This window comes from Mycobacterium sp. NGS15 (assembly GCF_059813245.1).
The window spans coordinates 1-22,582 of the sequence record NZ_JCALEF010000008.1; the positions used below are offsets into that span (position 1 = coordinate 1).

Genomic DNA, 22,582 nt, shown 5'->3' on the forward strand with positions numbered 1-22,582 from the left:
AATCTGAAGTAGGGCGGGCGGGGCTCGAACCCGCGACCAATGGATTATGAGTCCACGGCTCTAACCAACTGAGCTACCGCCCCTAGCAGCACTGAACTCTAGCCGATCCCGCGCCACGCCCCTGGAAGCCAGGTCACCTATGGTCGCTGGAGATTGCAAGACGCCGCCTTGACCTCGGCAGACCGCACCTTCGCCCGGCTCACGTTGTACTCGTACCAGGGCGCCGTCGACCGTAACTGCTCCACAATCCTCCCCTGTACGCATCCTCGCTCCGCCTCAGGTAGCGCCTGCACTGCCGCGAACGCATCCGAGGACAGACCACCCATGTACCACTGGTCGATCTTGCCGGTCTGCTGGAAGAACTCGACGTTGCGCTGCGCCACATAGCTTTCCGGGTTGAAGATCGCCAGTCCCAGCATCCCGAACGCGCCGACCGCGACCACCGCGGTGGGCAGCCATCGCGCACTCATCCGAATCCCCGCCACCAGGATCAGCACGAGCACCATGCCCATCCCAAGCTCAATCCAGCGCACCAGCAGCCGCTCCACGCTGTACCCGTACGCATTTTCATACAACGACATCCGGTGAATAGCCGAGGCCACGATCACCAGCGTGGTCAGGCACAGCCCGCCGATCAGCACCCGCAGGTACAGCCGATCGCGAGCATCTTGGCGCCCCGCGACCCGGATGGCCACCGCGATCACGCCCATCACCAGGATGGTGACGAACAGCAGCTGCCAAAAGCCCTGCCGCGCATACTCCGCGTAGGTCAACCCCTCAGTGACCTGCACATGCTCATCTCCCCCGAACAACACCGAGATCTGCACGCCCACAAACGCAATGAACAACAGGTTCAGCGCGGCCAGCGGCAAGCTCCATTCCCAGCGCGGCAGCTTCTTCGGCGCCGTCGGCGCCAACCGATCGAAAGTGGGCGGCTTGGACAGCACGTAGATGGCACCCAAAGCGAACCCGCCGACCAGCACGCCAACAATCACCCGCCCGACCACATCACCGAAGGACATAAACGGCAGGACCCCGCTGATCAACGCGCTGAACCGCGCATCGGCATCGGCCAGTAGCGCGCCGAACGCCGCCACCAGGCCGAGCGTCACCAGCACGACGATCGCTGCCCGGTCCGGGCTGACCTTGCGGCCGCGCGACATCGTGCGGGTCCCCCGGCGCATCCAGCCCGCCACCCTGAAAGGCGCCCTCAGCATCACGAACTGCCCATAGACCAGTCCCGTCCAGGTCCGCGCAGGTGCCAGTGCGTAGAAGAACAACGCCCCCGACGTCAGGACACACAGCGCAACAAGCCATCCCGCGTCGCGCACGGTCGGCACCACTGCCAGGCACAGCGCGAGCACCAGCGCGCCGATGCGGGTGGGCGTCCACTGCACCTTCTGCGTCGCGAAGGCCGCAATCGCCACCGCGAACGCCGTCAGCGTCCAGCCCAAACCCGGAAGGGAGGACCGCCAGCACAACGCCGCCACCAGGCCCGTGCCAATACCGCTGAGCAGCGCGCCCCGCGTCATCTTCGAGCGGATGTCCCGCGGCCAGGCCGTCAGGAACCGCGTCGGCGGCCCGAAGATCGGCACGGGCGGACGCGGCACGGGCGGCCCCGCAGGCGCACCAGGAACCGGAGCCCCCGGAATCGGGTACGGCGGCGACGGCACTATCGAACCTGTGGTCATGAATTCCCCTCCTCGGATGCAAACTGCGGCAATGTGACACGGACCCGGCAGCCGGGCGCGTCCACGATTTCGATGCGGCCGCCATGCAGATCGACGGCCCACTGCGCGATGGCCAGCCCCAGACCGGTGCCGCCATCGCGCGATCCCCCGTGGGTGAATCGTTCAAACACTCGTGATCTTTCGTGCGCAGCAATGCCGGGCCCGGTGTCGGCGACCTCCAGCAGCAGCGCGTCGTTCTCGGTGCGTGCGAACACCGACACCTGTCCCCCGGGCGGACTGTGCCGCGAGGCATTATCCAGCAGGTTGGCCACCACCTGGTGCAGCCGGGCGGTATCGGCGACCGCCGCCAGATCGAACGGCTCGACGGTCACGTGATAGCGCACCTGACGTCCAGTGGTCTTGGCCTCGGCCACCGCCCCGTCGACAAACTCACGCACCACGAACGGTTCGCGTTGCACCGGAACCGATCCGTTCTCGAGTTTGGACAGGTCAAGTAGGTCGTCCACGAGCCGGCCTAACCGTTCGGTCTGTGCCAGTGCGGTTTTCAGTGTCGCCGCGTCGGGCTCGGCCACCCCGTCGACGATGTTCTCCAAGACCGCCTGCAGCGCCGTGATCGGCGTGCGCAGCTCGTGCGAGACATTGCCAACCAGCTCACGCCGGTACCGTTCCGCGGACTGCAGCTCGGCGGCCATGTGATTGAAAGCCGTTGCCAGTTGGCCCACTTCATCGCGGGAGGTCGAACGAATCCGGCGCGAGTAGTCGCCCTGCGCCATCGATCGTGCCGCCTCCGTCATATCGCGCAGCGGTGAGGTCATGCCGTGCGCCAGAAACCACGTCACTCCGAACGACACAAACAACGCGAGCGTGAGCGCGTACCGCAGCTTCCACTCGGCGGTGATCCACAGCAGGCAGGTGGCGATCAGCAGCGCCACCCCCACCAGCACCGCAGTCTTGAACTTGAAGGAACGCAACGGATCCAATGGCCGGGGCAGAAGTTCCAGCAGTTGACTCATCGCGGTACCTCCAACGCGTATCCGATGCCGTGCACGGTGCGGATCAGCTCTTGACCGAGCTTGCGGCGCAACGCCTTGATGTGGCTGTCGACGGTGCGCCGTCCCGATGGCAGTCCCTCGCTCCAGCCCCACACCTGATCCAGCAGCCGGTCACGGCTGATCGCTACCCGAGGGTTATCGGCCAGGTAGGCCAGCAGATCGAACTCGGTGCGCGTCAGGTGCACCTCGTCGTCGTGGTGATAGACGCGGCGCTCGGAGACGTCGATGCGCACCTGCCCGATCCGCACATCGGTGCTCGGCGCCGCGACCCGATCGGTGCGGCGCAGCAGAGCCGCCACCCGGGCCACCAGCACCCGCATGCTGAACGGCTTGGGCAGGTAGTCGTCGGCGCCCACCCCCAGGCCCACCAGCATGTCGGTCTCGGTGCCGCGCGCGGTGAGCATCAGCACCGGAATCGGCGCGTGCGCCTGCACCTGGCGGCAGACCTCCAGGCCGTCGAGCCCGGGCAGCATGACGTCCAACACCATCAGGTCCGGCGGGTTGTCGCGGCAATGCCGCACCGCGTCGAGGCCGTTGTCCTCGGTGTCTACGGCATACCCCTCGGCCCGAAGCCGCGCGGAAATGGACGCACATATCGTTGGCTCGTCATCGACAACCAAGATTCTTCGCTGACTGGGCACATGAACAGCCTATTTGACGCTTGTGGTGATCGCTGGAGCCTTTTGTGAAGGTTCTGTGGAGGTAGCTCCCCGCCGAGACCGAGGTTGTGGCGGATATGTGCGAGACGAAACCGCCACAACCTCGGTGTGGGCTAACAAGCCCCTACTGCGCGGCGCTCACCGAGGACATGTGAAAGTCCGGGATCCGCAGCGCGGGCATAGCCTGGCGCGTCGCGTAGTCGCTCCACTCGCGCGGCAACGTGTACTCGGTGGCGCCCACCTGCGACACCCGCCGCAGCAGATCGATCGGGCTCTCGTTGAACCGGAAGTTGTTGACGGCGCCGGTGATCTGGCCGTCGCGCACCAGGTACACGCCGTCACGGGTCAGCCCGGTCAGCAGCAGCGTCGTCGGGTCCACGTCGCGGATGTACCACAGCGTGGTGAGCAGCAGACCGTTCTCGGTGGCGGCGATCATCTCCTCCAGCGTCGCCCCGCCTCCCCCGGTCATGATGAGGTTGTCGGCGCCCACCGTGGGGGCGGCATTGAATTCGGCCGCATCGGCACGCGAGTAGCTCAGCGCATTGATCACACCGTCACGCACCCAGTCGACCCGCTCGATGCCCACGCCGTTGTCGAAGACCGACAACGATTCCCGCGAAATGGGGGTCGCCACGAACGGGCTGCTCTCCAGCCCCGGGTACGACGGGTCCGAGTACACCGTGACCGGCAGCTCGGTGAGCCGCTCCCCGATCCGGGTGCCGCCGGGCCCCGCGAAGGCGTTGCGTCCCTCATGCGCGCCGCGCCCGCCCATCGTCCACACCAGGTACTGCATCAGATCGCCAGTGGCAGACGGCGGCAGCAGCGTCTCGTAGCGACCGGCAGGCAGCTCGATCTGATTCTGTGCGGCCGTGAGCCGTTCACTGAGTTGGCGCAGCAGCGATTCGGTGGGCACATCCACGAATTCGGGGGTGCACACCCCGGCCCAGGCACTGCCCACCCCGCGTTTGGCGTTGATCTCCACCTGGCCCGTCGGCTGGGTGAACCTGCGGCGCAACCCGGTCGACGAGGCCAGGAACGTGGTCTGGCGTTCGTGGCGGGCGTATCCGTACAGGGTGTCGGGGCCATCGAAGCCCGTCGACAGATCGGCGGCCAGCGATCCGAACACGTCGGCGCCGGTCGGTGAGATCGCCGCGTCCCAGCTCTCCCCCAAGGCGTCGCCGGGGCCGAGCAGCGGCATGGCATCACGTGACGGCGGCGCCGACGCGGCCTCGGCCTGGCTGGCCGCCACCAGATCCGCGAGCGCGGCCGGATCGGCATCCTCGGTGAGCACCGAACCAACGCGGGTCTGATCCCCTTGCCGCAGGATCGATATCACCGCGACACCGCGCTTGACCGATTCGCCGTTGGTGGTCATGGAGCTGCCCGCCCAGCGCAGCGATGCCTCGCTGCTGTCATGGATCAAGACGATGGTGTCGTCAGCACCGCCGCGCCGCGCGGCCTCGGCCAGGACATCCTCGGCGACCTGCTGTGCGGGAATCACTGTGCTGCCTCCTGTTCGCGCAAGCGGCTCATCGGCTGCTACCGCCCTCTTCTTTGGTGTTCAGAACGTTGACGCCGCGGAACAGCGCCGACGGGCAGCCGTGGCTCACCGCCGCCACCTGTCCGGGTTGGGCCTTGCCGCAGTTGAACGCTCCGCCCAGGCGCCAGGTCGATTGGCCGCCAACGGCTTCCATCGACCCCCAGAAATCGGTGGTGGTGGCCTGGTAGGCGACGTCGCGCAGCTGGCCATCCAGCTTGCCGCCGCGAATGCGGTAGAACCGCTGCCCGGTGAACTGGAAGTTGTAGCGCTGCATGTCGATTGACCACGACTTGTCGCCCACGATGTAGATGCCGTCCTCCACGCCAGAGATCAGGTCGGAGGTCGAGCGCTCATCTGGGGAGGCCTGCAGCGACACATTGGCCATCCGCTGGATCGGCACATGGTGCGGCGAGTCCGCGTACGAGCAGCCGTTGGAACGCTCCTGACCCAGCCGGGGCGCGAACACCCGGTCCAACTGGTAGCCGACGAAGATGCCGTCGCGCACCAGATCCCAGCGCTGCGAGGCCACCCCCTCGTCGTCGTACCCGACCGAGGCCAGACCGTGGACCTCGTTGCGGTCGGCGGTGACGTTCATGACCGGCGAGCCGTACTTCATGGTGCCGAGCTTGTCGGGGGTCGCGAACGAGGTTCCCGCGTAGGCGGCCTCATAGCCGATGGCCCTGTCGTATTCGGTGGCGTGGCCAATGGATTCGTGGATGGTCAGCCACAGGTTGGTCGGGTCGATCACCAGGTCGGTCCGGCCAGCCACCACGCTGGGCGCCTTCACCTTCTCGGTGAGCAGCTCCGGGATTTCACGCAGCTCGGTGCTCCAGTCCCACACGCCGTCGGTGCCGATGGCTTCCCAGCCGCGGCCCATCGGCGGTGCCAAGGTGCGCATGGTCTCGAAGGATCCGGTGGCGGCGTCGACGGCGATCGCGTCCAGCTGCGACATGACCCGGACCCGCTGCTGGGTGATGGATGAGCCGAAGGTGTCGGCGTAGAAGGTCTGCTCCTTGACCGCCGTCAGGCTCGCGGAGGCGTGGTCCACCCCGACTGGGCCTTTCGCGGCCAGCAGCCGCCCCGAATACTCCTGCAGCACCGCGATCTTGTCGGCCTGCGGCACTCCGAACGGATCGATCTCGTACTCGGACACCCATTGGACGTCGGCGTAGACGGGCTCGGCCGCCAGCTCGACGCGCTCACGGTTCAGGCTGCGCAGCCCGCGTGCGACGGCCACGGCCCGGCGCGCGGTCTCGGCGGCGGCGGTCGTGTCGAGCTGCACATGCGAGGCGAATCCCCAGGTGCCGTCGACGATCACTCGCACCGCGAGACCAATGGTGCGTCCGGATACCGCGGTCTCGACCTGCTCGTCGCGCAGCACCAGCTCCTCGTTGATCAGCCGATGGATGCGCAGGTCGGCATAGCTGGCACCGGCGGCGCGCGCCGCGTTCAGGGCGGCATCGGCGAGTTCGGCGCGAGGCAGCGCCAGGAAATCAGGATCTACGGACCGAGTCACGCGCTCAACGCTACCGGTGGCGTCCACGGTTTAATGTCCCCGTGCAGGAACACCGCGCAGGTCTCCGACGTTCTGCGCTCGCGTACGGGCTACTGGCCCCGAGTCTGTTCGGCGTCGCCGCGTTTTTGCTTCTGCCGATCCTGGTGGTGGTGTGGCTGAGCCTGTGCCGCTGGGATCTGCTGGGCCCCATCGAGTTCATCGGCATGGACAACTGGCGCTCGGTACTCACCGACGGCGCCTTTGGCCATTCCCTGCTGGTGACGCTGCTCTTTGTGGCGCTGGTGATCCCGGTGCAGACGGCGCTCGGACTGTTGGCGGCGACGCTGCTGGTACGCGGCCTGCCCGGCACCGTGCTGTTCCGGACCATCTACATCATCCCGTGGGTCTGCGCACCGTTGGCCATCGGCGTGCTGTGGCACTGGATGCTGGCACCCACCGACGGCGCGATTGGCGCTCTGCTCGGCGCGCGTATCGAATGGCTCACCGATCCCACCTTGGCGCTGCCGGTGGTGGCGGCGGTGAGTGTCTGGACGAACGTCGGCTACGTGGCGCTGTTCTTCATGGCGGGTCTGCTGGCCATCCCCGGCGATGTGCATAACGCGGCCCGGGTGGACGGTGCGACGTCCTGGCAGCGGTTCCGCCGCATCACCCTGCCGATGCTGCGGCCCACCTTCTTCTTCGTCCTGGTTACCGGAATGGTGAGCGCGGTGCAGACGTTCGACACCGTGTACGCGCTCACCAGCGGTGGCCCGCAGAACCGCACCGACTTGGCCGCACACCGGGTGTACGCCGAGGCGTTCGAGTCCGCCCACGTGGGACGCTCGGCCGCCATGTCGCTGATCCTGTTTCTGATCTTGGTCACCGTCACGGTGATTCAGCACCGCTACTTCCGGACGCGGGTGAGCTATGACCTGGTATAGGAGCGCGCCTAGGAATGTTCTCGTCTATCTGCTGCTGACCCTCGGCGCGGTCCTGACGCTGGGCCCGTTCCTGCTGGCGCTCTCGGCATCGCTGAAATCGACGCGACAGTTCGCAGCCGATTCTCCGCTGGCACCGCCCAATCCGTTCACCGTCGCCAACTACACCGGTTTGGCCGACGCCGGGTTCGGGCGCGCCGCGCTGGTGACGGTGTTGATGACGGCCATCATCGTGATCGGCCAGTTGACCTTCTCGGTGCTGGCCGCGTATGCCTTTGCACGGCTGCAGTTCCCGGGGCGCGACGGCCTGTTCTGGGTGTACCTAGCCACGCTGATGATTCCGGCAACAGTGACCGTGGTGCCCATGTATCTGATGCTGACGCAGGTCGGGCTTCGGAACACGTTCTGGGCGTTGGTCATCCCGTTCATGTTCGGATCGCCCTACGCGATCTTCCTGCTGCGTGAGCATTTCCGCACCATCCCCGACGACCTGATCCGCGCGGCCCGCCTGGACGGCGCCAGCACGCTCGACATCCTGTGGCATGTGGTGGTGCCGGTCAGCCGTCCCATCCTCATCACGCTCACTCTCATCACCGTGGTGTCGCAGTGGAACAACTTCATGTGGCCGTTGGTGATCACCAGCGGAAGCAACTGGCGGGTGCTCACTGTGGCGACCGCCGGGCTGCAATCTCAGTTCAACGCGCAGTGGCCCATCGTGATGGCCGCGACCACCGTGGCGATCGTGCCGTTGGTGATCCTGTTCGTGGCATTCCAGAAGTACATCGTCCGGTCCATCACGTTGAGCGGACTGAAGTAATGAAATCCTCCACCCGCGCCGCCCTGACCCTCGGGCTGGTCGCACTGCTGCTGTTCGGAATCGCGGGATGGCTCGGGATTCCGAAGACACCGCAGGGGAAAACGGTCGTCACGGTCCGGGTGTGGGACGAGCGGGTGGCCGACGCCTACCGCAGCTCTTTCGACGAGTTCACCCGCCGCAATCCCGACATTGCCGTGGCGACCACCGTGTCGTCTTACGCGAGCTATTTCAACAGCCTGCGCACCGACGTGGCCGGGCACGGCGCCGACGATATCTTCTGGCTCAGTAACGCCTACCTGTCCGACTACGCCGATACCGGGAACCTCGTCCCCGTTGATCCACACCAGGATTGGGATCCGGCGGTCGTCGCCCAGTTCACCCGCGGCGGCAAGCTGTGGGGTGTCCCGCAGCTCAGCGACGCCGGGATCGCGCTGTACTACAACAAGGATCTTCTCGACGAGGCGCGGGTGGATCCGGCCGAACTGGCGGAGCTACGGTGGGACGCCGACCCCGCCGTCGATACCCTGCGCCCGATGCTGCACCGGCTCACCGGGCCCGGACATTGGGCGTACAACGCCGCCAACGACTTACAGGGCATCTATCTGAACTACCTCGGGTCGGCGGGCGCCGCATTCCAGGCCGATGACAGGTTCGCGTTCGCCAATCCTCGAGCCGAGATGGCGTTCACGTACCTGGTTGACCTCATCAACGTCGACAAGGTGGCGCCGTCGGCCGCCGACACCAACTCCAATAACGACTTCTCGCGCAATCAGTTCCTGCAGGGGCGGATGGCACTGTTTCAATCGGGCACCTACAACCTGGCCCAGATCCAGGCGAACGCCACCTTCCCGTGGGGTGTGGCGATGATGCCGTCCGGGCCCGAGGGCCGGGTCAGCGTCACCAACGGGATTGTGGCCGCAGCCAATTCGTCCTCGCTCCATCCCGACGCAACACAGAAGGTGCTGGCGTGGATGGGCAGCGCCGACGGGAACTCCTTCCTGGGCCGCAGCGGCTCGGCGATACCCGCCGTGCTGAGTGCGCGTGAGCCGTACTTTCAGCATTGGGCCGGCAAGGGCGTCGACGTCGCCCCGTTCTTCGAGGTGTTGAACGGTGCCCAGATCGCCGCACCGGGCGGGCAAGGATTCGGCGCCGGATTCGCCGCGCTGAAGCCGTATTTCGCGGAGATGTTCCTGGGGCGCCTCGACGTCCACACCGCACTACAACAGGCACAGCAGGCCGCGAACAAGGCTATCGAGAAGTAGCTCTACAGCACCTCGAACAATACGACGGCGGTTCCGACCGCAAGGACGATCAACAGCGCAATCGCATCGCGCAGGCCGGGCCGTGTCGGATGCGCCGCGATCTGCCCGGTGCCGCCGCGCGCGGTGATGGCATCCCCCATCTCGGAGGCACGCCGCAAGGCGACGGTGATCGCCGCGGTCAGCATGTCGACCACCTCGGCCACCCATCGCAACCCGCGTCTGCCCTCGCGCACCTGCGGCGGACGCAGCCTGCGCGCCGCGATGAGCACCCGGAACTCGTCGGACAGCATGGGGAACGAGCGCAGCGCGAGCGCCAGCGTGGCGGCGCGCTCGTCGACCGGAATTCCGAAGACCTTCAACGGGCGCCCCAGCACGGCCACGGCGGGCGCGATCTCAGAGACATTCGTGGTCCACGACACCATGGCTCCCGTACCGAGCAGCACAATCGCCACCGCGGTGGTGCGCGCCACCGCGAGCACACCGTGAAATCCGATAGTCAGCCCGCCGATATGCCAGAAGGGCGGCCCGCCGCTGAAGAACACCGTGAGGCTGCCACCGATCACCAGCGCGACCATCCAGATCGGGATGGTGGGCATCGCACCGCGCGGGATATGGGCCAACCACGCGGTGAGGATCACCAGAGCCGCCACCGCACCGATTGCCGTCCAGGTGGGAAACAGTGTCAGCAGCACCGAGATAAGGAAGACCGCAACAAGTTTGGTTCCGGCCCACAGTTCGTGGATCGGTGAGGTGCCGGGGACTGGGCGCAGCAGTACCACCGGGCGGCGCGGTGCACGTGTCGTCGTCATGAGCGGTTCCCCGACCCCACCGATTCGGCCAGCAGCACCCCGGATTGCAGATGCACGGTCCGCGGACACAGTTCCTGCATGCCATCGAAGTCGTGCGAGATGACGACGATGGTGAGCCGTTCGCGCTCCCGTACCTGAACCAGCAGCCGCAGCAGACCGGCCTGCGACTCGGCGTCCAGACCCGCCAGCGGCTCATCGAGAATCAGGGCACGCGGCGAACGCGCCAGCAGTCCGGCCAACACGACGCGGCGCATCTGGCCACCGCTGAGCTGATCGATGGGACGCTTGAGGAGGTCCGCGTCGAGCCCGACACTGGCAAGCGCCCGCACCACGCGGTCGGTGTCGCGGGCGGAAAACCCTGCCGCCGAAGCTATCTCATAGTCAACGCGGCTGCGCAGCAGCTGCAAGCGGGCCGCCTGAAAACTGATGGCCACCGAGCCCACCTGATCGGACACCGGTTTGCCATCCAGCAGGCACTGCCCCGAAGTAGGTTTGGTGAGCCCCGCGGCGATCCAGGCCAGTGTCGACTTGCCCGATCCATTTCCGCCGTGGATCAGCACACCATCGCCCTCGTGCACCGCCAGTGACACGTCGTGCAATGCCGTTTTGGCCCAGGGAGTCCCGCTGGCGTACTGGTGGGCGACGGCATCGAACTCGAGAACGACGGGCGATTCGACATCGGGCCGCGCGGCCGTGGTGCTGGGCACCGGCACGGTCTGTATCGCCGTGCGCGCCGTCTTGCCGTTGACCGCGCGCAGGGCGATCTCGCGGTCCGCGGCGGCGGCCTCGGACTGGAAATGAGTGATGTGCACCAGGGACATCTGGTGCTGCGCGGTGAGCCGTGACAGCACGCCCAGCAGATCTTCGCGGCCCTTCGGATCGACCATGCTGGTGATCTCGTCGGCCACCAACAGCGCGGGGTCGCGCGCCAGGGCCGAGGCCACCGCCAGACGTTGCAGCTCCCCACCCGAGAGGGAGGAGGTGCTGTGCTCGCCCATCCCGTCCAGGCCGACCTCGCGTAACAGACCGTCGATATCCACGTCGTGATCGGCGGGCAGGCCCCACACCACATCGTCGGCGACCTTGGTGCCCAGCACCTGGCTTTCCGGGTGCTGCATGACAATTGCGGTGCCGCCGATGGCGCCGAGCCCCACCGAACCCGGCCGCTCGATCTCCCCCGATGTGGGTTCGCGCCCGGCCAGGATGCGCATCAGGGTGCTCTTACCCGAACCGTTGGGGCCGGTGATCGCGACATGCTCGCCAACCTCGATGCTCATCGAAAGCGGCGCCAGCGCATCGGATTCACCACGCGGATAGCGGAATCGCACATCCCGCAGGTGAGCGGGCACCGGACCCACCGCACCTGCTGGTGTCGGCGGATCGAGCTGGTGCACATCGGGAATCACCGCCAAGCGCTGGATCACGCGAGAGAGCACCCACCAGCCGAACATCGTGTTGAACAACACGAAGACGAAGACGATGCCACCGATGAACCACACCCAGTTGCGCATCGCGAAGTCGATCGCGCTCGTCGCGTTCACACCGACGGCCTCCAGATGCGGGAAGTGGCCGATCATCTTGAACAGGCCCTCCAGCGAGGCGCGCAGCGCATCGAAGAGCAAGGTGCGCATCCGGTTCAAGAGGGCCAGTGCACCGACCGCCATCGCCGCGATGATCGCGCTGCAGATGACCCCGAGGACCGTCAGCAGCGGCATGCCGTGTCCGCGGCGGCGCACTACGCCGGTAAGGCCACCGATGTACACGCAATTGGCCATGGCGATCAGACCGCCAAGCCCGGCAAGCAGAAACGCGATGACGCCGCCGGCCACGGCGGCGGCCAGTAGCACGCGAACACGGTAGCGATATCCGAGCAGACCCATGGGTACAGCGCCGAGGAGTTGCACGGCACCCAAAATGGGCAGGGCGACCCCGACGATGACCATGGCGGCGGTAAGCGCGGCCATCACGGCCGCCTGAGCCAGTTCATCGGGTTTCAGGGGCACCCTGGTGAAATTCACTTCACAATTCTGCCAGCAGGTTTGTGCGCTCTCAGGACATTCTCAGCTTCGCCCGGCGCGCCGCTAATTCACTGCGACGCCGATCAGATGACCTATCACGTAGGTGGCGCCGATAGCGATGGCACCAAAGGCCAACTGCCGCAACGCGCTCAGCCACGGCGCTCGTGCCGTGAAACGCCCGGCTACCCACCCCGCGATCAGCAGGCCCACTCCGCCGCAGACCAGACCGGCCAGCAGTGACGCGAATCCCAGCAGGAATGGGATCAGCGGTACCACCGCGCCCACCGAGAACGTCACGAACGAGGAGATCGCGGCCACCCACGGCGACGGGGTGTCGTTGGGGTTGATGCCGAGCTCTCGGGTGAGGTGAATCGTCACCGCCGTGTTCTCGTCCCGGTGGATCTCGTCGGCTGCCGCGGCCGCGGTCTGCGGCGAGAGCCCGATATCGCCGAGCATGGCGACGAGCTCCTGCTTCTCGGCGTCGGGGTGCAGCTGAATCGCCCGACGTTCCACACTCGCCTCATGCTCGATCTGCGAATTGGACGTCGATACCGAGGTGAACTCACCCAGCGCCATCGAGAACGCGCCCGCCACCAGGCTGGCCGCCCCGGTCAGCACGATCGCGTGCGTGTCGAGCCCGCTGGCACCCACACCCGCGACCAGAGCCGTGTTGGTAACCAGGCCATCCATGGCGCCGAACGTGGCCGCACGCAACCATCCCCCGGACACGTCCGGGTGCGTGTGGTCAAATTCATGCGGTAGTTCGGCAGGTCCCGGAGAGCCGTCGAGTGCCACGATGAATGAATCTACTTCCAGGTTGCTGAAAACGCACTGCTCAGAGGGGAATTACCGATATGAAGCGTTCACTGACTGTTTTCGGCACCGTGGTGTTGGCCAGCGGGCTGATGCTTGCGTGTTCGAACGATGACAAGAAGGACGAGTCCACGAGCTCTTCGGCCAGCAGCAGCGCCACCAGCTCTGCGGCGGCCGCAAGCAGCTTCGACATCGCCAAGATCGACGCCATCAAAGACCAGTTCCCCGCCGGGTACACCGTCGAGGTCCAGCCCAAGACCACGGTGACCCAGGAGATGCTCGATCAGATGAAGGGCATCTTCGACAAGGCCACCTTCACTCCGCAGGAATGCGCCGACAAGATGCTGGGCGCCTTCCCGCAGGTGACCGGCACGACCATGCAGGGTGTCACCGGCGCCAAGGGCAACGGCGACCCGATGTCCAAGACGATGATCATCGCCGCGGCCATGGAGACGTCCAACCCGATCCCCGCGGACAGCACCGGCGGAGCATGCGACAAGTTCACCCTGTCGATCGCCGGCATGGCCGAGGGCACCGGCGAGAAGATCGACGCGCCTGCCATCGATGGCGTGAAGACGACGGGTACCTCAACGAGCATCAAGATCAGTGCGCCCGGCATGGAGAAGGAAATGGCGCAGATCGCCTACTCCGCGCAGCTCGACGACCACCACGCCGTTTCGGTGTCGGGCATGGGTGAGGTCGATCGCAACGAGCTGTCCGACGTCTTTGTGAAAGCCGTCAACGCCGTCAAGGGATAGGCCGTACCGGGATGCCCGCCCCGGCAGCAAGGGGCGGGTATCCGGGCCCTCCCCAGTACGCGCCGGGCGGGTAATAGCCGTAGCCGTACCAGGCGGAGCTGGGCACGCCCTCACATTTGGAGGTGTTTCCGGCGGACGCGCAGACGGTCGCCTGGGCGGTGCCCGCAGCGGGGCTGGGCAAGATCAATGGCGCTGAAGCCAGAGCTCCGACAATGAGTGCCGAGCAGAGAGTTCGCGCCACATTTCGTGGTCGCTTCATATCTCCAGGGTAGACCTGGTCACGCACTCTGATCGCGGCGTAGACGTGCCCCCCGATTCGTCCAGGTCCTTACCCGCATGCCCGTAGATCCAGAAGATGACCCAGCTGACGACATGCAGCAAGATCCGCTGTTCAGGATCCTGCGCGTCCACCCCATAGATGTTGGTGACCGCCGAGGTACCGGAGCCACGCTCATACAGCTCGCCGGTCATCCGCCAATGGGTACCGAGCCCACAGCGCTTGGGCGCAAAAGAGTCAACCGAGATAAATTCGCCCGCAACGACTTCTACGACCTCGCATTCCAGCGTCCCCGCGTATCCCGTCCCCACCGCCGGCATCGACCCGGTGACAAACTTCGCGCCAAGCTCTGGGCGGAACCCCTGCACGCTCACTGGCCATTGACTGGAGTCGATGATCGCCTCCCACACCTGTGAGCGCGGATGCTCGAACTCCCATATAGCGCGTACCACCTACTCCCCTTCCCCGGACAGCCCGAAAGCCGCCTGCACGTCACCATGGGCTAGCAACCGCAACCAAGTTCCCGTACTAGTAGTACCACTATTTTGCTGTACATCGGGTAGGACACGGCACAGCTATCGAGATCGCGGGCCATCGATCCGCAGTGATATTTGATAGCCGCCATACAAAGCCCATATCAATGATCGAGAACCGAAACTTGAAGGGCTCACCGGTAACGAGATGTCGATCAGCCCGCAGTTTTCGGAACGGCTGTACACAATTTTCCCACAGTTCAACCAAGCAGGATTAGCAAATAAATGTGAGAGCATGTTGCGGTGGCGGAGGACCCGTCCGTAGCGCAAGCACGGACACTGCTGATCTCGCACTATGAGCATGTCGACGAAGTAGCGCAGTCGATGGCCGAGGCCGAACACCTGATCCGACATACCCCGCGTCACGGGTCCCCACATCGTCACCACCGACTGCGTGTGGCCGCCATGCGCAAGGACATCTACGAAGCGCAACGGCTCATCAAGCAACTGCACCAACGGTTTCCGGCCATACGCGATACAGCGTGGCCCCCGGCGCCTCCTGGGTAGCCTCTGAGTCAGCCGCTGCGAGCCAGGCGCGTCGCCATCGGCGCACGGGTAATCCACTGTTCGACCAAGCGCAACGGAATCGACACGCGCCGACCTCCCTCGGCCGGCTCCACCTCGACGTATTCCACGGGTGCCCGACGCACGACCCGAACGACAAAGGTGGTCCGGCGACGGCCGGGCAAGATCCGCACAAAAGTGGTTCCAGGAACAACAGCCATCGCCAACTCCTCACCGAAGCAACAACCGAGGACGCTGGCCTACCCTCAATACGTTCAGTTCAAACCCGAATAGGAGCCGCATACGGGCCCGCAGGCCCGGTGCGCGGCTGGATAACGTACGTCGTGCCCACGACCATGGGCCCACCCGGAAATCGATCTGGATCATTCGTCGAAACTCGTTGCGCTCCGGGTGCATCAGGGTTATTTTTTGATTGGTTGAGTTCACAGCCGTGCAGGGTGGTCAGCACCCGGTGCAGCGCAGAACTCCTTGCCTGCCCGGGGCGGTCCTTCCTGAAGTCAGCAGAAGTCCAAGGACTGATCGGGAGTCAACAAAATGTCTACGTATGCGATGCCCCACGTGAGCCCATCGTCAGCGGTGATGCAGCACCACAGCTCGACAGCTCGATTCGCAAGTACCACACACCACAGCGGTGCGGTAGTAGTGGAGGCCCACGGCGAACTCGACGCGACCAACGCCGACTGCTACGTCAATTACACACTGCGCCATGTGAATGAGGACCGTCCACTGGTGCTGGACCTCAGCTCCCTCGACTTCTGCGGAACCGAAGGCTTCCTCGCCGTGCTCAAGATTCGCTGCTACTGCAAGCACCATGGCGTCGAATGGTCACTGGTGTCCGGTGAGGCCGTGGACCGGCTGCTCGAAATTGGCGACGCTGACTGCGGGCTTCCGACCGCAGGCTCCCTGACCGAGGCACTCCAGTCCGGCCCGCTGGCGGCACACGCCGTCTAGCCGGGCCACGGCTACCTGGCCGGTAAGACCAAAGCGCCCTAGCCAATAGATATCTCAGGAGGGGGCAATTTGATCGAGAGCTATCCCGGCTCGTCTACACCCACGGTGATCGACCGGTTGCCGCAGTCGAGCGTTAGGGACTGCATGATCGCCCCCGGAAGCACCTCGAACGCAACGGTATACGTTTCGTGGTCCTCGGCGAGAACATCGGCGGGGTTGCTCAGTAGGTGATCGATCGTCCGCAGCGGTACTACCGTGCCCTGCGAGGTCGATAGCGATTGCTCGGCCACGGTGAAGGCAGCCGAAGGCTCAGGTCCGTTGTTGGTGACCAAGATTGAGAACACTGCCCAGTATCCCGTCGGTCGCGGCAGCGATCCGCGCGACGTGAGCAGCGGCACCATATTGCCGAGGCGCTCCAACGACTGCACCTGGCAGACGAGCGGACCGTCGCTCACCGCGGTACCCATCGGCGGCAGCGCCGCGGGAGCCGAGCACGAGACGCCAGCGATCCCGAGAATGCCGAGACGGACTGCGTTCCTCACCGAATCCCCTCATGAATCTGCATAGTGCGCCGGACTTATCCCTAGGCAACATAACGGCATCCTGCAGGATCGTCACCCATCGTCCGGCTAGATAACGATCGCTTGGAGGACGCAGCTGAGTCGGCACGGTCGCACAGGGATTACATTGGCCAGTTCTGTCCCGAGCGAGTCTGGGAGATGCTTTTTGAGTCTCCAGTCATGAGCCACGAGGCGGAGCTCTTAAACGGGAGTTAGAAGGAAGCTGTTGCCGTCCTGGCGCAGTACGAAACCGCGGGGTTCAGGCTGACTGTTGTCCCTACACGCGGTGAAATCAGATCCGACCGCACACAACTCTCCACGAAACTCGATCTTGTGTCCTTGCGACAAGACCGGGCCATGAGGGTCACCGCGGAAAATCTGGGCTGGCTGAAAGAACGCAGGACCACCCGGCGCGTCGCCAGTGCCAACCCGCTGTCCGCATGGTTTGGATTGTGGGTTCTCGGTGTCCACATATCCCGGCAACTCCTTGCCGTAGCAATAGATAAACCGGCCCTGCCCATGTCACACGTGTATCCGAATGGGGTTGAGAATCGCACCGCCTTATCCGTTGAGCGCGAAAGCGGGAGGGGATATTCGGCCGGATTGGCCGAAACGAAACCCGATACGTCGGGGAAACCGGGCGGTTCGGCGTAGGCCACAGCGGCTGGCGCCAGAACAAAACCGGCCGCCGCAGTGACCATGGTGAGGTGTCTGATTCGCCTCACGACGGTCATATCGGTGTACTCCTGGGTTTTGTTAGGACGGGCCGATGTTCACGGTGTACAAGATGGTGCGGTACGCACGGGTTGGGTCGGTGACCCATTCACTGGCTAGGAAAGTCAGCGTCGAACCGTTCCCGTTGGGGACCACCGAGATGACTTCTGGGCCGTAAGGCTGCAGGAGCTGGTTAGTGGCATTGGACAGGAATGGATCGTCCGGCAACGGATTCTGATTGCTATCAAGCCTCGAGCGCCTTCATTGAGTAGTCAGGAAGTAGCGCAGACATCGTGGAGTCTTAATGCTCCTAGGCTCGCGCTGGCGGTGGGTCGGCTTCTCGTTGAGATCGGCTACATGTAGGCCCGCATCCGGATAGCGCCGAAACCTGTAATAGGTTACGGCAGAACAGAAGTCAAAGCATCCGCAGGCGCATCCTAAAAGTTCTCATCCTTCAGGTACACCAAGTCGACGCATGAGATCATGAACGTCGAAGTCAGGAGCGCGCCGAGTAAACGAGAATGTGCCCTGCGTGCCCGACTCGACATGAGTCGAAGGGGTTTTTGCCTCCGCGCCGAGCAGTAATGGCAGCGCTTGCTCGCCTATTGACCCCGCCAACGCGCAGCCTTCCGCAGCACAGGCGGCAAAGTCGAGGTCTGACAAGTCGGCTGCGCGATGAAGAAGTGACGCCACCAGTGAACATTCGCGCCAGTCGATACCACTTTGCCGGACGATACTCACCGCGAACGCGGAAGTTATGAGCGTTCGACGCGACTTAGTCCGAACGACATCGCTGGCAGCAACTTCCGCCCATGACAACAAACTCCAAGCATCGTCTTCGCTCATTTGCGTCGCAGCGGCAACCCAGTCTTGGGGATGCTCCTCCAGCGACTGCTCGATACGCGCGAACCAATCACCCTCGGGCATCGAAGAACCGATCGGAGGGATTCCCTTGAGAACCATCAAGACGCTCATGCCGGAGGAACCAGGTAGTCGCCGACTTTTGTATAGCCGGCTTTCGTGAGCATATCGAGTTCCCGCGCGTAGACGGTTGGCTGCCCAGCAAACCGTCCGCTTGTTTGAATCATATTGCCCTCCAATGGACTGGCCAACAAAATCTTACGCCCCTGTTCAGCTGCGCCCCGAATGAACTCATCGTTGAGTTCCAGCGACCAGCTGTCCGTCTTGAGGACAACAAGGCCGTCCTTGCCTATAGATCCCGCTGTATCGGCAAGTCGCCCAAGCACAACTACGTCACCTTGCTTGCCAAGAAGTTCACGCGCTTCTTGCGCGACGCTGCTCGGCACTTGCGAGGCTGGTGCCGACCAAACAGGAACGGTTGGGTGATTCGGCCCGGCGCCCTCGACGCTTGGTCTTGCAGCTCCGGGTAGTGCTTTGGTTTCGACGGAGGCCACATCGCGTAGTGCACCGCGTTCTATGGCGGCGCCTTCGCCGCCCACGGGCAGGGTTGCGGCCGCAAGCGGGATTTCGATCATCTTGTCGCCGATGAAGTTTCCGGGTTCCTCGTAGAGACGTTTACCGTCCTCAATGAAGCCGCCGCCAACGGCGTCTGGAAGCCCTTTAACTGTGTTGATACCGAGGTCTTTCCAGGATTCGGCGACACCGGGCGCCCCCGGGCCGCCTTGCCCAGTGAGGTTTTTGCCGAGTTGCCCTAGCCTGTTGACGTCGTCAGAGGCACGATCATTCGCGCGACCCATCACATCGTTGAACTTGTCGCCAAGCGGTCTGTCCAATGGCACCGCGCCGGGTGTGCGCATCGGCTCGGCGTCGGGCATGAATCGTGGAGTCTGCGCTTGTTTAACGGCGTCGTTGATCCGCTGATCGATCTGGTCGGCAGGCACATGCTGGTTCACCAGATTCCGGCGAGTAATAGCCCTAAACGCATCCACTTGATCGGGCTGCAATGTCGGCGCCAGCTGCTGCGGCGGCGTCTGGGTCTCACGCACCCCGGGGAGTGATGACAGGCTGCCCGCAGACGGTGACGGTGGCGTGGGTTTGGGGACATCCACGGCAGTTGCAGTGCCCGAGAGTGCGTCGCTCGCACCACTGCTATCGGGCATTCCGGATGTGCCGAGACTTGACGCGGTGTTGACGACACCCGACACCTGGGATACACCGCCAGCGACCTGGCCGGTCAGATCGGCGACCTGGCCTCCGGCTTGAGTGAGCTGCTGCACCTGTTTGGCCTGAGGCTCGAGTTGTGGGTTCGCGTCAGCGGCCAGCAGGGCACCCTGCCCGGCGTTATTGAGCCAGGTCGAGGCAATCGACGCACCGGAGCCCACGGCGTCGGCCGTATCGCTGATGCCCCCAGATATGCCCTGCACCAACGCAACAGCGTCCATCGGGTTCACCGCACCGGACTGCACCGACGAGGCGATCGAGGCACCCGCTTGGGCGGCTGAACCGAAGTTTTGTGCTGCCGATCCCGCCGATTGCCCCAGATTCACACTGTCGGAAACCGTGTTGGCGATATCGCCCGGCAACGATTGGCCCAGCTGTGCCCCATCTTGTGCGAGCGCCTGAGTGTCCGGCCCCTGCTGCTGTTGGCCTTGTTCAGGCTGCTGCTGATCGTCTTGTTTACGGCGCCGCGTAGACGCTGCGCCGAGTAATAGGGCGCTGGTGTCGTTGTCTCCGGACTGCTTATCGCGATCCTGCTGATCGTCTTTTTTCTTGTCCTTGGACGGAGCCTTAGGGAGCTTCTGGTTGCCGTTCTGCTTCTGCTGCCCCTGCTGCTGCAACTGTTTGGTCAGATCATCGATGCGCTGCCGGTCCTGGGTGCCCTGCTGCTGTTGGTCCTGCAACTGACGGGTCAACTCATCAAGACGCTGCTGATCAGACTGATTCGGCGACTGCTGATCCGGCTGCTGCCCGGTGTTGTTCTGCGGCGGCTGGTTTTGAGGTGGCTGCTGGCTGCTGTTGTTTTGTGACGGCAGCTGCTGGGGCTGTTGAGCACCCTGGTTACCGCTCTGGCCGCCCTGGTTGGCTTGCCCACCTTGCGATCCCGCATTGGAGCCGGGATTGGTTTGTCCGCCTTGCGATCCTGGGTTGAAATCCGGGTTCGGCTTGCCCGGCCCCTGCGTGTACGGGGTGGGGTTCTGATAGTCAGGGGGTTGGGTGCCGTGTGCGGGCTGATCCCAGCCTTGCTGAGGACCCTGCTGCCCACTAGACCCGTTAGCGCCGTTGTTGCTGACCGAGGGTGCCTGCGTGTTGTAGATCGATACCGAGCCGTTCTGATCCATCGGCGGCTGATTAACACCGCCCTGATAGTCCGGCATCTGCGGCCCACCCTGACTGGGCGGCTGAAACATCTGCCCACCCCCAGGCGGACCGTCACTGCCGCCCGGACCACCACAATCCGGCGGGCACGCCGCATGGGCCTGCGGAACGGTGGCCGGAGTGAACCACCCCAAACCCAGACCACTGGCCGAAAACATCAGCACCGCAACCACACCCGCGACAGCACCAGCCTTCTGCGAAGCATCCGTAGCCCAGTCGTAGAGACCGGCCAGGCCTTTCCACCACCCCAAATTCGAGCCGATCGCCCACAGCAACACAAAGGCAATAGCACCCACCGCAGGAAGCACATCCGGTCCGGTAATCCACACATACAACCGCGGAGTGACCCCCGCAGTCAGCAGCACCAACCCCAAACCACCAGCGATCAAGGCCGCCACCAAACCGGGATGCCACAAACTCTCTGATCCTCCACCGCTGCCTGACATGCGGTCACGCTCCAAGAGCACTCCGGCACCGGTTAATGCTTCTTTGGCTAGACCAGTCAGGTACTTGCCGCCGGTGAACAGCGCGGCCCCAGCGAACACCGCGACGAGCATCTGGCCAACCCCGAGCAATAGCGTCCACTGGCTCTCACCGCTGAGGTGCTGCCACCAGCTGGAGTATCCGCCGCGGAACACCCACCACATACCCAGCGCCCCTGCGATGACCGCCCCCGACGCGGCCACCGCTTGCACCGGCTCAGGCACCCTCGCCTTGACGACCGCGAACCCGGCATCGTTCACCGGCTTGGCCCCCCACATCGCGAGCTTCACACCCCCGCCGAGAGCCGTCATGCCCAACAGCAACAACCCGGCCCAACCAATCAGCTCCCCAGCGCCGTCGCCACCGCGGTACAGACTGTGCAACGCGGCCACGGCGCCAACCACCAAAATGCAGCCAGCAGCGAAAGCTGCAATACGTCGGTTGCTCTCGCTGCCTGCATCAGACCGCGATTCAACGTCGCGTGCAGAAAACCGCTCGGCGGTGACCGGTTGTGTGACTAGACCGTGGTCGTCTAAGCCCACTGTTAGGTATTCTGCCGGTAATTCGCGCCTGGCCACCATCGCCCCCGTCAAGTTCAAGCAAAGAATGTGAAGATAACGGTACAGGCCCAAGCCGACAATCGTCCACCAGAAGAGCAAACTTTCCGATGAGCCATGATGGGCCGCTCGTCTAACCCCATCGCCACTCGCGCGCCAACGATGAGTCACTTTCTCCGAGACTTCTCGTCAAGATTGGCTACACCACCGTTCTAGGCGTTCACAACAGTTCCAGCGAGTGGTGGATCACTCGCTGGAACTGTTTAGCTACTTCCGTTCCCTAGGCCTTAGGCAGAAGAGATTCAGCGATTCGCTCGCCCCCAGGCGCCTTGTTCGCCGTAGTGGTCGACATACTGCGACCGGATTTCTTCGATCCCTCGCCTAGCGGGTCGGTCGACGGGACGAAGCCGGCTCCGCGTTCCACCTTCCCGATTTCATACGGCCCAGCGCGCACCAGACCGCGAGCCGTGTCGAAAGCCTCGATTTGGATGACCCCAAGGGGACATCGGGATTGGCTTGCTTGATCAGCAAGGCCGTCGATGAGAACTTCGTTGCGGGCGTTGTTCATAGCTCTCCTTTCACGGCGCGGCTTATCGTTCGGCTATCCGCCGCGACCAGAGAAACGACATTTCACAGCCACCAGCAACGTGTCATATGGTCTTGAACATGCAGAATGCGGGTCCAGCAAGATCATCCTGGCAATGGTGGGCCCGGGGGCTCGTCGGTTCCCTCCAGCGGCGGGCAGTCGGCCATGCCCTGCAACAATTCGTCTCGATGACTGTCCTCCTCGCCGCCATAGACGTGGCGACCTGGGAGGACAACGCATACACCTA

General features: G+C 64.3%; 21 protein-coding genes and 1 tRNA gene. 6 read left to right on the plus strand and 16 right to left on the minus strand.

Features of this window, described 5'->3' with window-relative positions; genetic code table 11:
- Positions 1-9 precede the first annotated feature (9 nt).
- From AC5Y5C_RS22915 to AC5Y5C_RS22940, 6 genes are all read right to left on the minus strand, one after another.
- Positions 10-83 (minus strand) — tRNA-Ile (locus tag AC5Y5C_RS22915).
- Between the two features lie 54 nt (positions 84-137).
- Positions 138-1,691, minus strand: a complete 1,554-nt coding sequence (locus tag AC5Y5C_RS22920; RefSeq protein WP_499976798.1) for a DUF4153 domain-containing protein — start codon at positions 1,689-1,691, stop codon at positions 138-140.
- Complete coding sequence (locus AC5Y5C_RS22925) at positions 1,688-2,704, minus strand: HAMP domain-containing sensor histidine kinase (RefSeq protein WP_499976799.1); 1,017 nt, start codon at positions 2,702-2,704, stop codon at positions 1,688-1,690. Before AC5Y5C_RS22925 ends, AC5Y5C_RS22920 begins: the two co-directional genes overlap by 4 nt.
- On the minus strand, positions 2,701-3,363 hold the full coding sequence (locus AC5Y5C_RS22930) for a response regulator transcription factor (RefSeq protein WP_499977026.1): 663 nt from the start codon (positions 3,361-3,363) through the stop codon (positions 2,701-2,703). The genes AC5Y5C_RS22925 and AC5Y5C_RS22930 overlap by 4 nt, the downstream gene beginning before the upstream one ends.
- A gap of 163 nt (positions 3,364-3,526) precedes the next feature.
- Positions 3,527-4,903 carry a metallopeptidase TldD-related protein gene (locus AC5Y5C_RS22935; protein WP_499976801.1) on the minus strand — a complete coding sequence of 459 codons (1,377 nt, stop codon included), beginning with the start codon at positions 4,901-4,903 and terminating at the stop codon, positions 3,527-3,529.
- A gap of 28 nt (positions 4,904-4,931) precedes the next feature.
- The gene (locus tag AC5Y5C_RS22940; RefSeq protein ID WP_499976802.1) at positions 4,932-6,458 is read right to left on the minus strand and encodes a TldD/PmbA family protein; all 1,527 of its coding nucleotides are present in this window, start codon (positions 6,456-6,458) and stop codon (positions 4,932-4,934) included.
- 41 nt (positions 6,459-6,499) lie between these two features.
- On the opposite strand from AC5Y5C_RS22940, the gene AC5Y5C_RS22945 reads away from it, so the two are divergent.
- Genes AC5Y5C_RS22945 through AC5Y5C_RS22955 form a run of 3 tightly spaced genes read left to right on the plus strand, consistent with a single transcriptional unit; the run spans position 6,500 to position 9,454 of the window.
- Positions 6,500-7,378 carry a carbohydrate ABC transporter permease gene (locus tag AC5Y5C_RS22945; RefSeq protein ID WP_499976804.1) on the plus strand — a complete coding sequence of 293 codons (879 nt, stop codon included), beginning with the start codon at positions 6,500-6,502 and terminating at the stop codon, positions 7,376-7,378.
- Entirely contained in the window at positions 7,365-8,192 is an 828-nt protein-coding gene (locus AC5Y5C_RS22950; protein ID WP_499976805.1) for a carbohydrate ABC transporter permease, read from the plus strand. The genes AC5Y5C_RS22945 and AC5Y5C_RS22950 overlap by 14 nt, the downstream gene beginning before the upstream one ends.
- Positions 8,192-9,454, plus strand: a complete 1,263-nt coding sequence (locus AC5Y5C_RS22955; protein WP_499976806.1) for an ABC transporter substrate-binding protein — start codon at positions 8,192-8,194, stop codon at positions 9,452-9,454. The genes AC5Y5C_RS22950 and AC5Y5C_RS22955 overlap by 1 nt, the downstream gene beginning before the upstream one ends.
- A 2-nt stretch (positions 9,455-9,456) precedes the next feature.
- Here AC5Y5C_RS22955 and AC5Y5C_RS22960 read toward each other — a convergent pair whose 3' ends face one another.
- From AC5Y5C_RS22960 to AC5Y5C_RS22970, 3 genes are all read right to left on the minus strand, one after another.
- Complete coding sequence (locus AC5Y5C_RS22960) at positions 9,457-10,263, minus strand: energy-coupling factor transporter transmembrane component T family protein (protein WP_499976808.1); 807 nt, start codon at positions 10,261-10,263, stop codon at positions 9,457-9,459.
- A complete protein-coding gene (locus AC5Y5C_RS22965) occupies positions 10,260-12,260 on the minus strand; it encodes an ABC transporter ATP-binding protein (protein ID WP_499977028.1) in 2,001 nt (666 codons plus the stop codon). The genes AC5Y5C_RS22960 and AC5Y5C_RS22965 overlap by 4 nt, the downstream gene beginning before the upstream one ends.
- Before the next feature lie 84 nt (positions 12,261-12,344).
- Complete coding sequence (locus AC5Y5C_RS22970; RefSeq protein WP_499976810.1) at positions 12,345-13,076, minus strand: VIT1/CCC1 transporter family protein; 732 nt, start codon at positions 13,074-13,076, stop codon at positions 12,345-12,347.
- 59 nt (positions 13,077-13,135) lie between these two features.
- Here AC5Y5C_RS22970 and AC5Y5C_RS22975 point away from each other — a divergent pair, with 59 nt between their 5' ends.
- Positions 13,136-13,852: a DUF5642 family protein gene (locus AC5Y5C_RS22975; protein WP_499976812.1), complete on the plus strand. Its 717-nt coding sequence runs from the start codon at positions 13,136-13,138 to the stop codon at positions 13,850-13,852.
- On the opposite strand, the gene AC5Y5C_RS22980 is transcribed toward AC5Y5C_RS22975, so the two are convergent.
- Together AC5Y5C_RS22980 and AC5Y5C_RS22985 are read right to left on the minus strand one after the other, a co-directional pair.
- Positions 13,842-14,111, minus strand: coding sequence for a hypothetical protein (locus tag AC5Y5C_RS22980; protein WP_499976814.1), 270 nt, complete (start codon positions 14,109-14,111; stop codon positions 13,842-13,844). The two genes, AC5Y5C_RS22975 and AC5Y5C_RS22980, sit on opposite strands and share 11 nt — an antisense overlap.
- A complete protein-coding gene (locus AC5Y5C_RS22985; RefSeq protein ID WP_499976815.1) occupies positions 14,108-14,581 on the minus strand; it encodes an SRPBCC domain-containing protein in 474 nt (157 codons plus the stop codon). The genes AC5Y5C_RS22980 and AC5Y5C_RS22985 overlap by 4 nt, the downstream gene beginning before the upstream one ends.
- A 324-nt stretch (positions 14,582-14,905) precedes the next feature.
- Here AC5Y5C_RS22985 and AC5Y5C_RS22990 point away from each other — a divergent pair, with 324 nt between their 5' ends.
- The gene (locus tag AC5Y5C_RS22990) at positions 14,906-15,169 is read left to right on the plus strand and encodes a hypothetical protein (protein WP_499976816.1); all 264 of its coding nucleotides are present in this window, start codon (positions 14,906-14,908) and stop codon (positions 15,167-15,169) included.
- Between the two features lie 8 nt (positions 15,170-15,177).
- On the opposite strand, the gene AC5Y5C_RS22995 is transcribed toward AC5Y5C_RS22990, so the two are convergent.
- The gene (locus AC5Y5C_RS22995) at positions 15,178-15,387 is read right to left on the minus strand and encodes a hypothetical protein (protein WP_499976817.1); all 210 of its coding nucleotides are present in this window, start codon (positions 15,385-15,387) and stop codon (positions 15,178-15,180) included.
- A gap of 358 nt (positions 15,388-15,745) precedes the next feature.
- On the opposite strand from AC5Y5C_RS22995, the gene AC5Y5C_RS23000 reads away from it, so the two are divergent.
- On the plus strand, positions 15,746-16,138 hold the full coding sequence (locus tag AC5Y5C_RS23000; RefSeq protein ID WP_499976819.1) for an STAS domain-containing protein: 393 nt from the start codon (positions 15,746-15,748) through the stop codon (positions 16,136-16,138).
- Positions 16,139-16,218: 80 nt separating this feature from the next.
- Here the strand turns inward: AC5Y5C_RS23000 and AC5Y5C_RS23005 are convergent, their stop codons facing one another.
- The 4 genes from AC5Y5C_RS23005 to AC5Y5C_RS23020 form a co-directional block, all read right to left on the minus strand.
- Positions 16,219-16,680, minus strand: a complete 462-nt coding sequence (locus AC5Y5C_RS23005; RefSeq protein ID WP_499976820.1) for a hypothetical protein — start codon at positions 16,678-16,680, stop codon at positions 16,219-16,221.
- 774 nt (positions 16,681-17,454) lie between these two features.
- A complete protein-coding gene (locus AC5Y5C_RS23010) occupies positions 17,455-17,640 on the minus strand; it encodes a hypothetical protein (RefSeq protein WP_499976821.1) in 186 nt (61 codons plus the stop codon).
- Positions 17,641-17,859: 219 nt separating this feature from the next.
- A complete protein-coding gene (locus tag AC5Y5C_RS23015) occupies positions 17,860-18,387 on the minus strand; it encodes a hypothetical protein (protein WP_499976823.1) in 528 nt (175 codons plus the stop codon).
- Positions 18,384-21,770 carry a hypothetical protein gene (locus AC5Y5C_RS23020; protein ID WP_499977029.1) on the minus strand — a complete coding sequence of 1,129 codons (3,387 nt, stop codon included), beginning with the start codon at positions 21,768-21,770 and terminating at the stop codon, positions 18,384-18,386. Before AC5Y5C_RS23020 ends, AC5Y5C_RS23015 begins: the two co-directional genes overlap by 4 nt.
- Between the last annotated feature and the right edge of the window lie 812 nt (positions 21,771-22,582).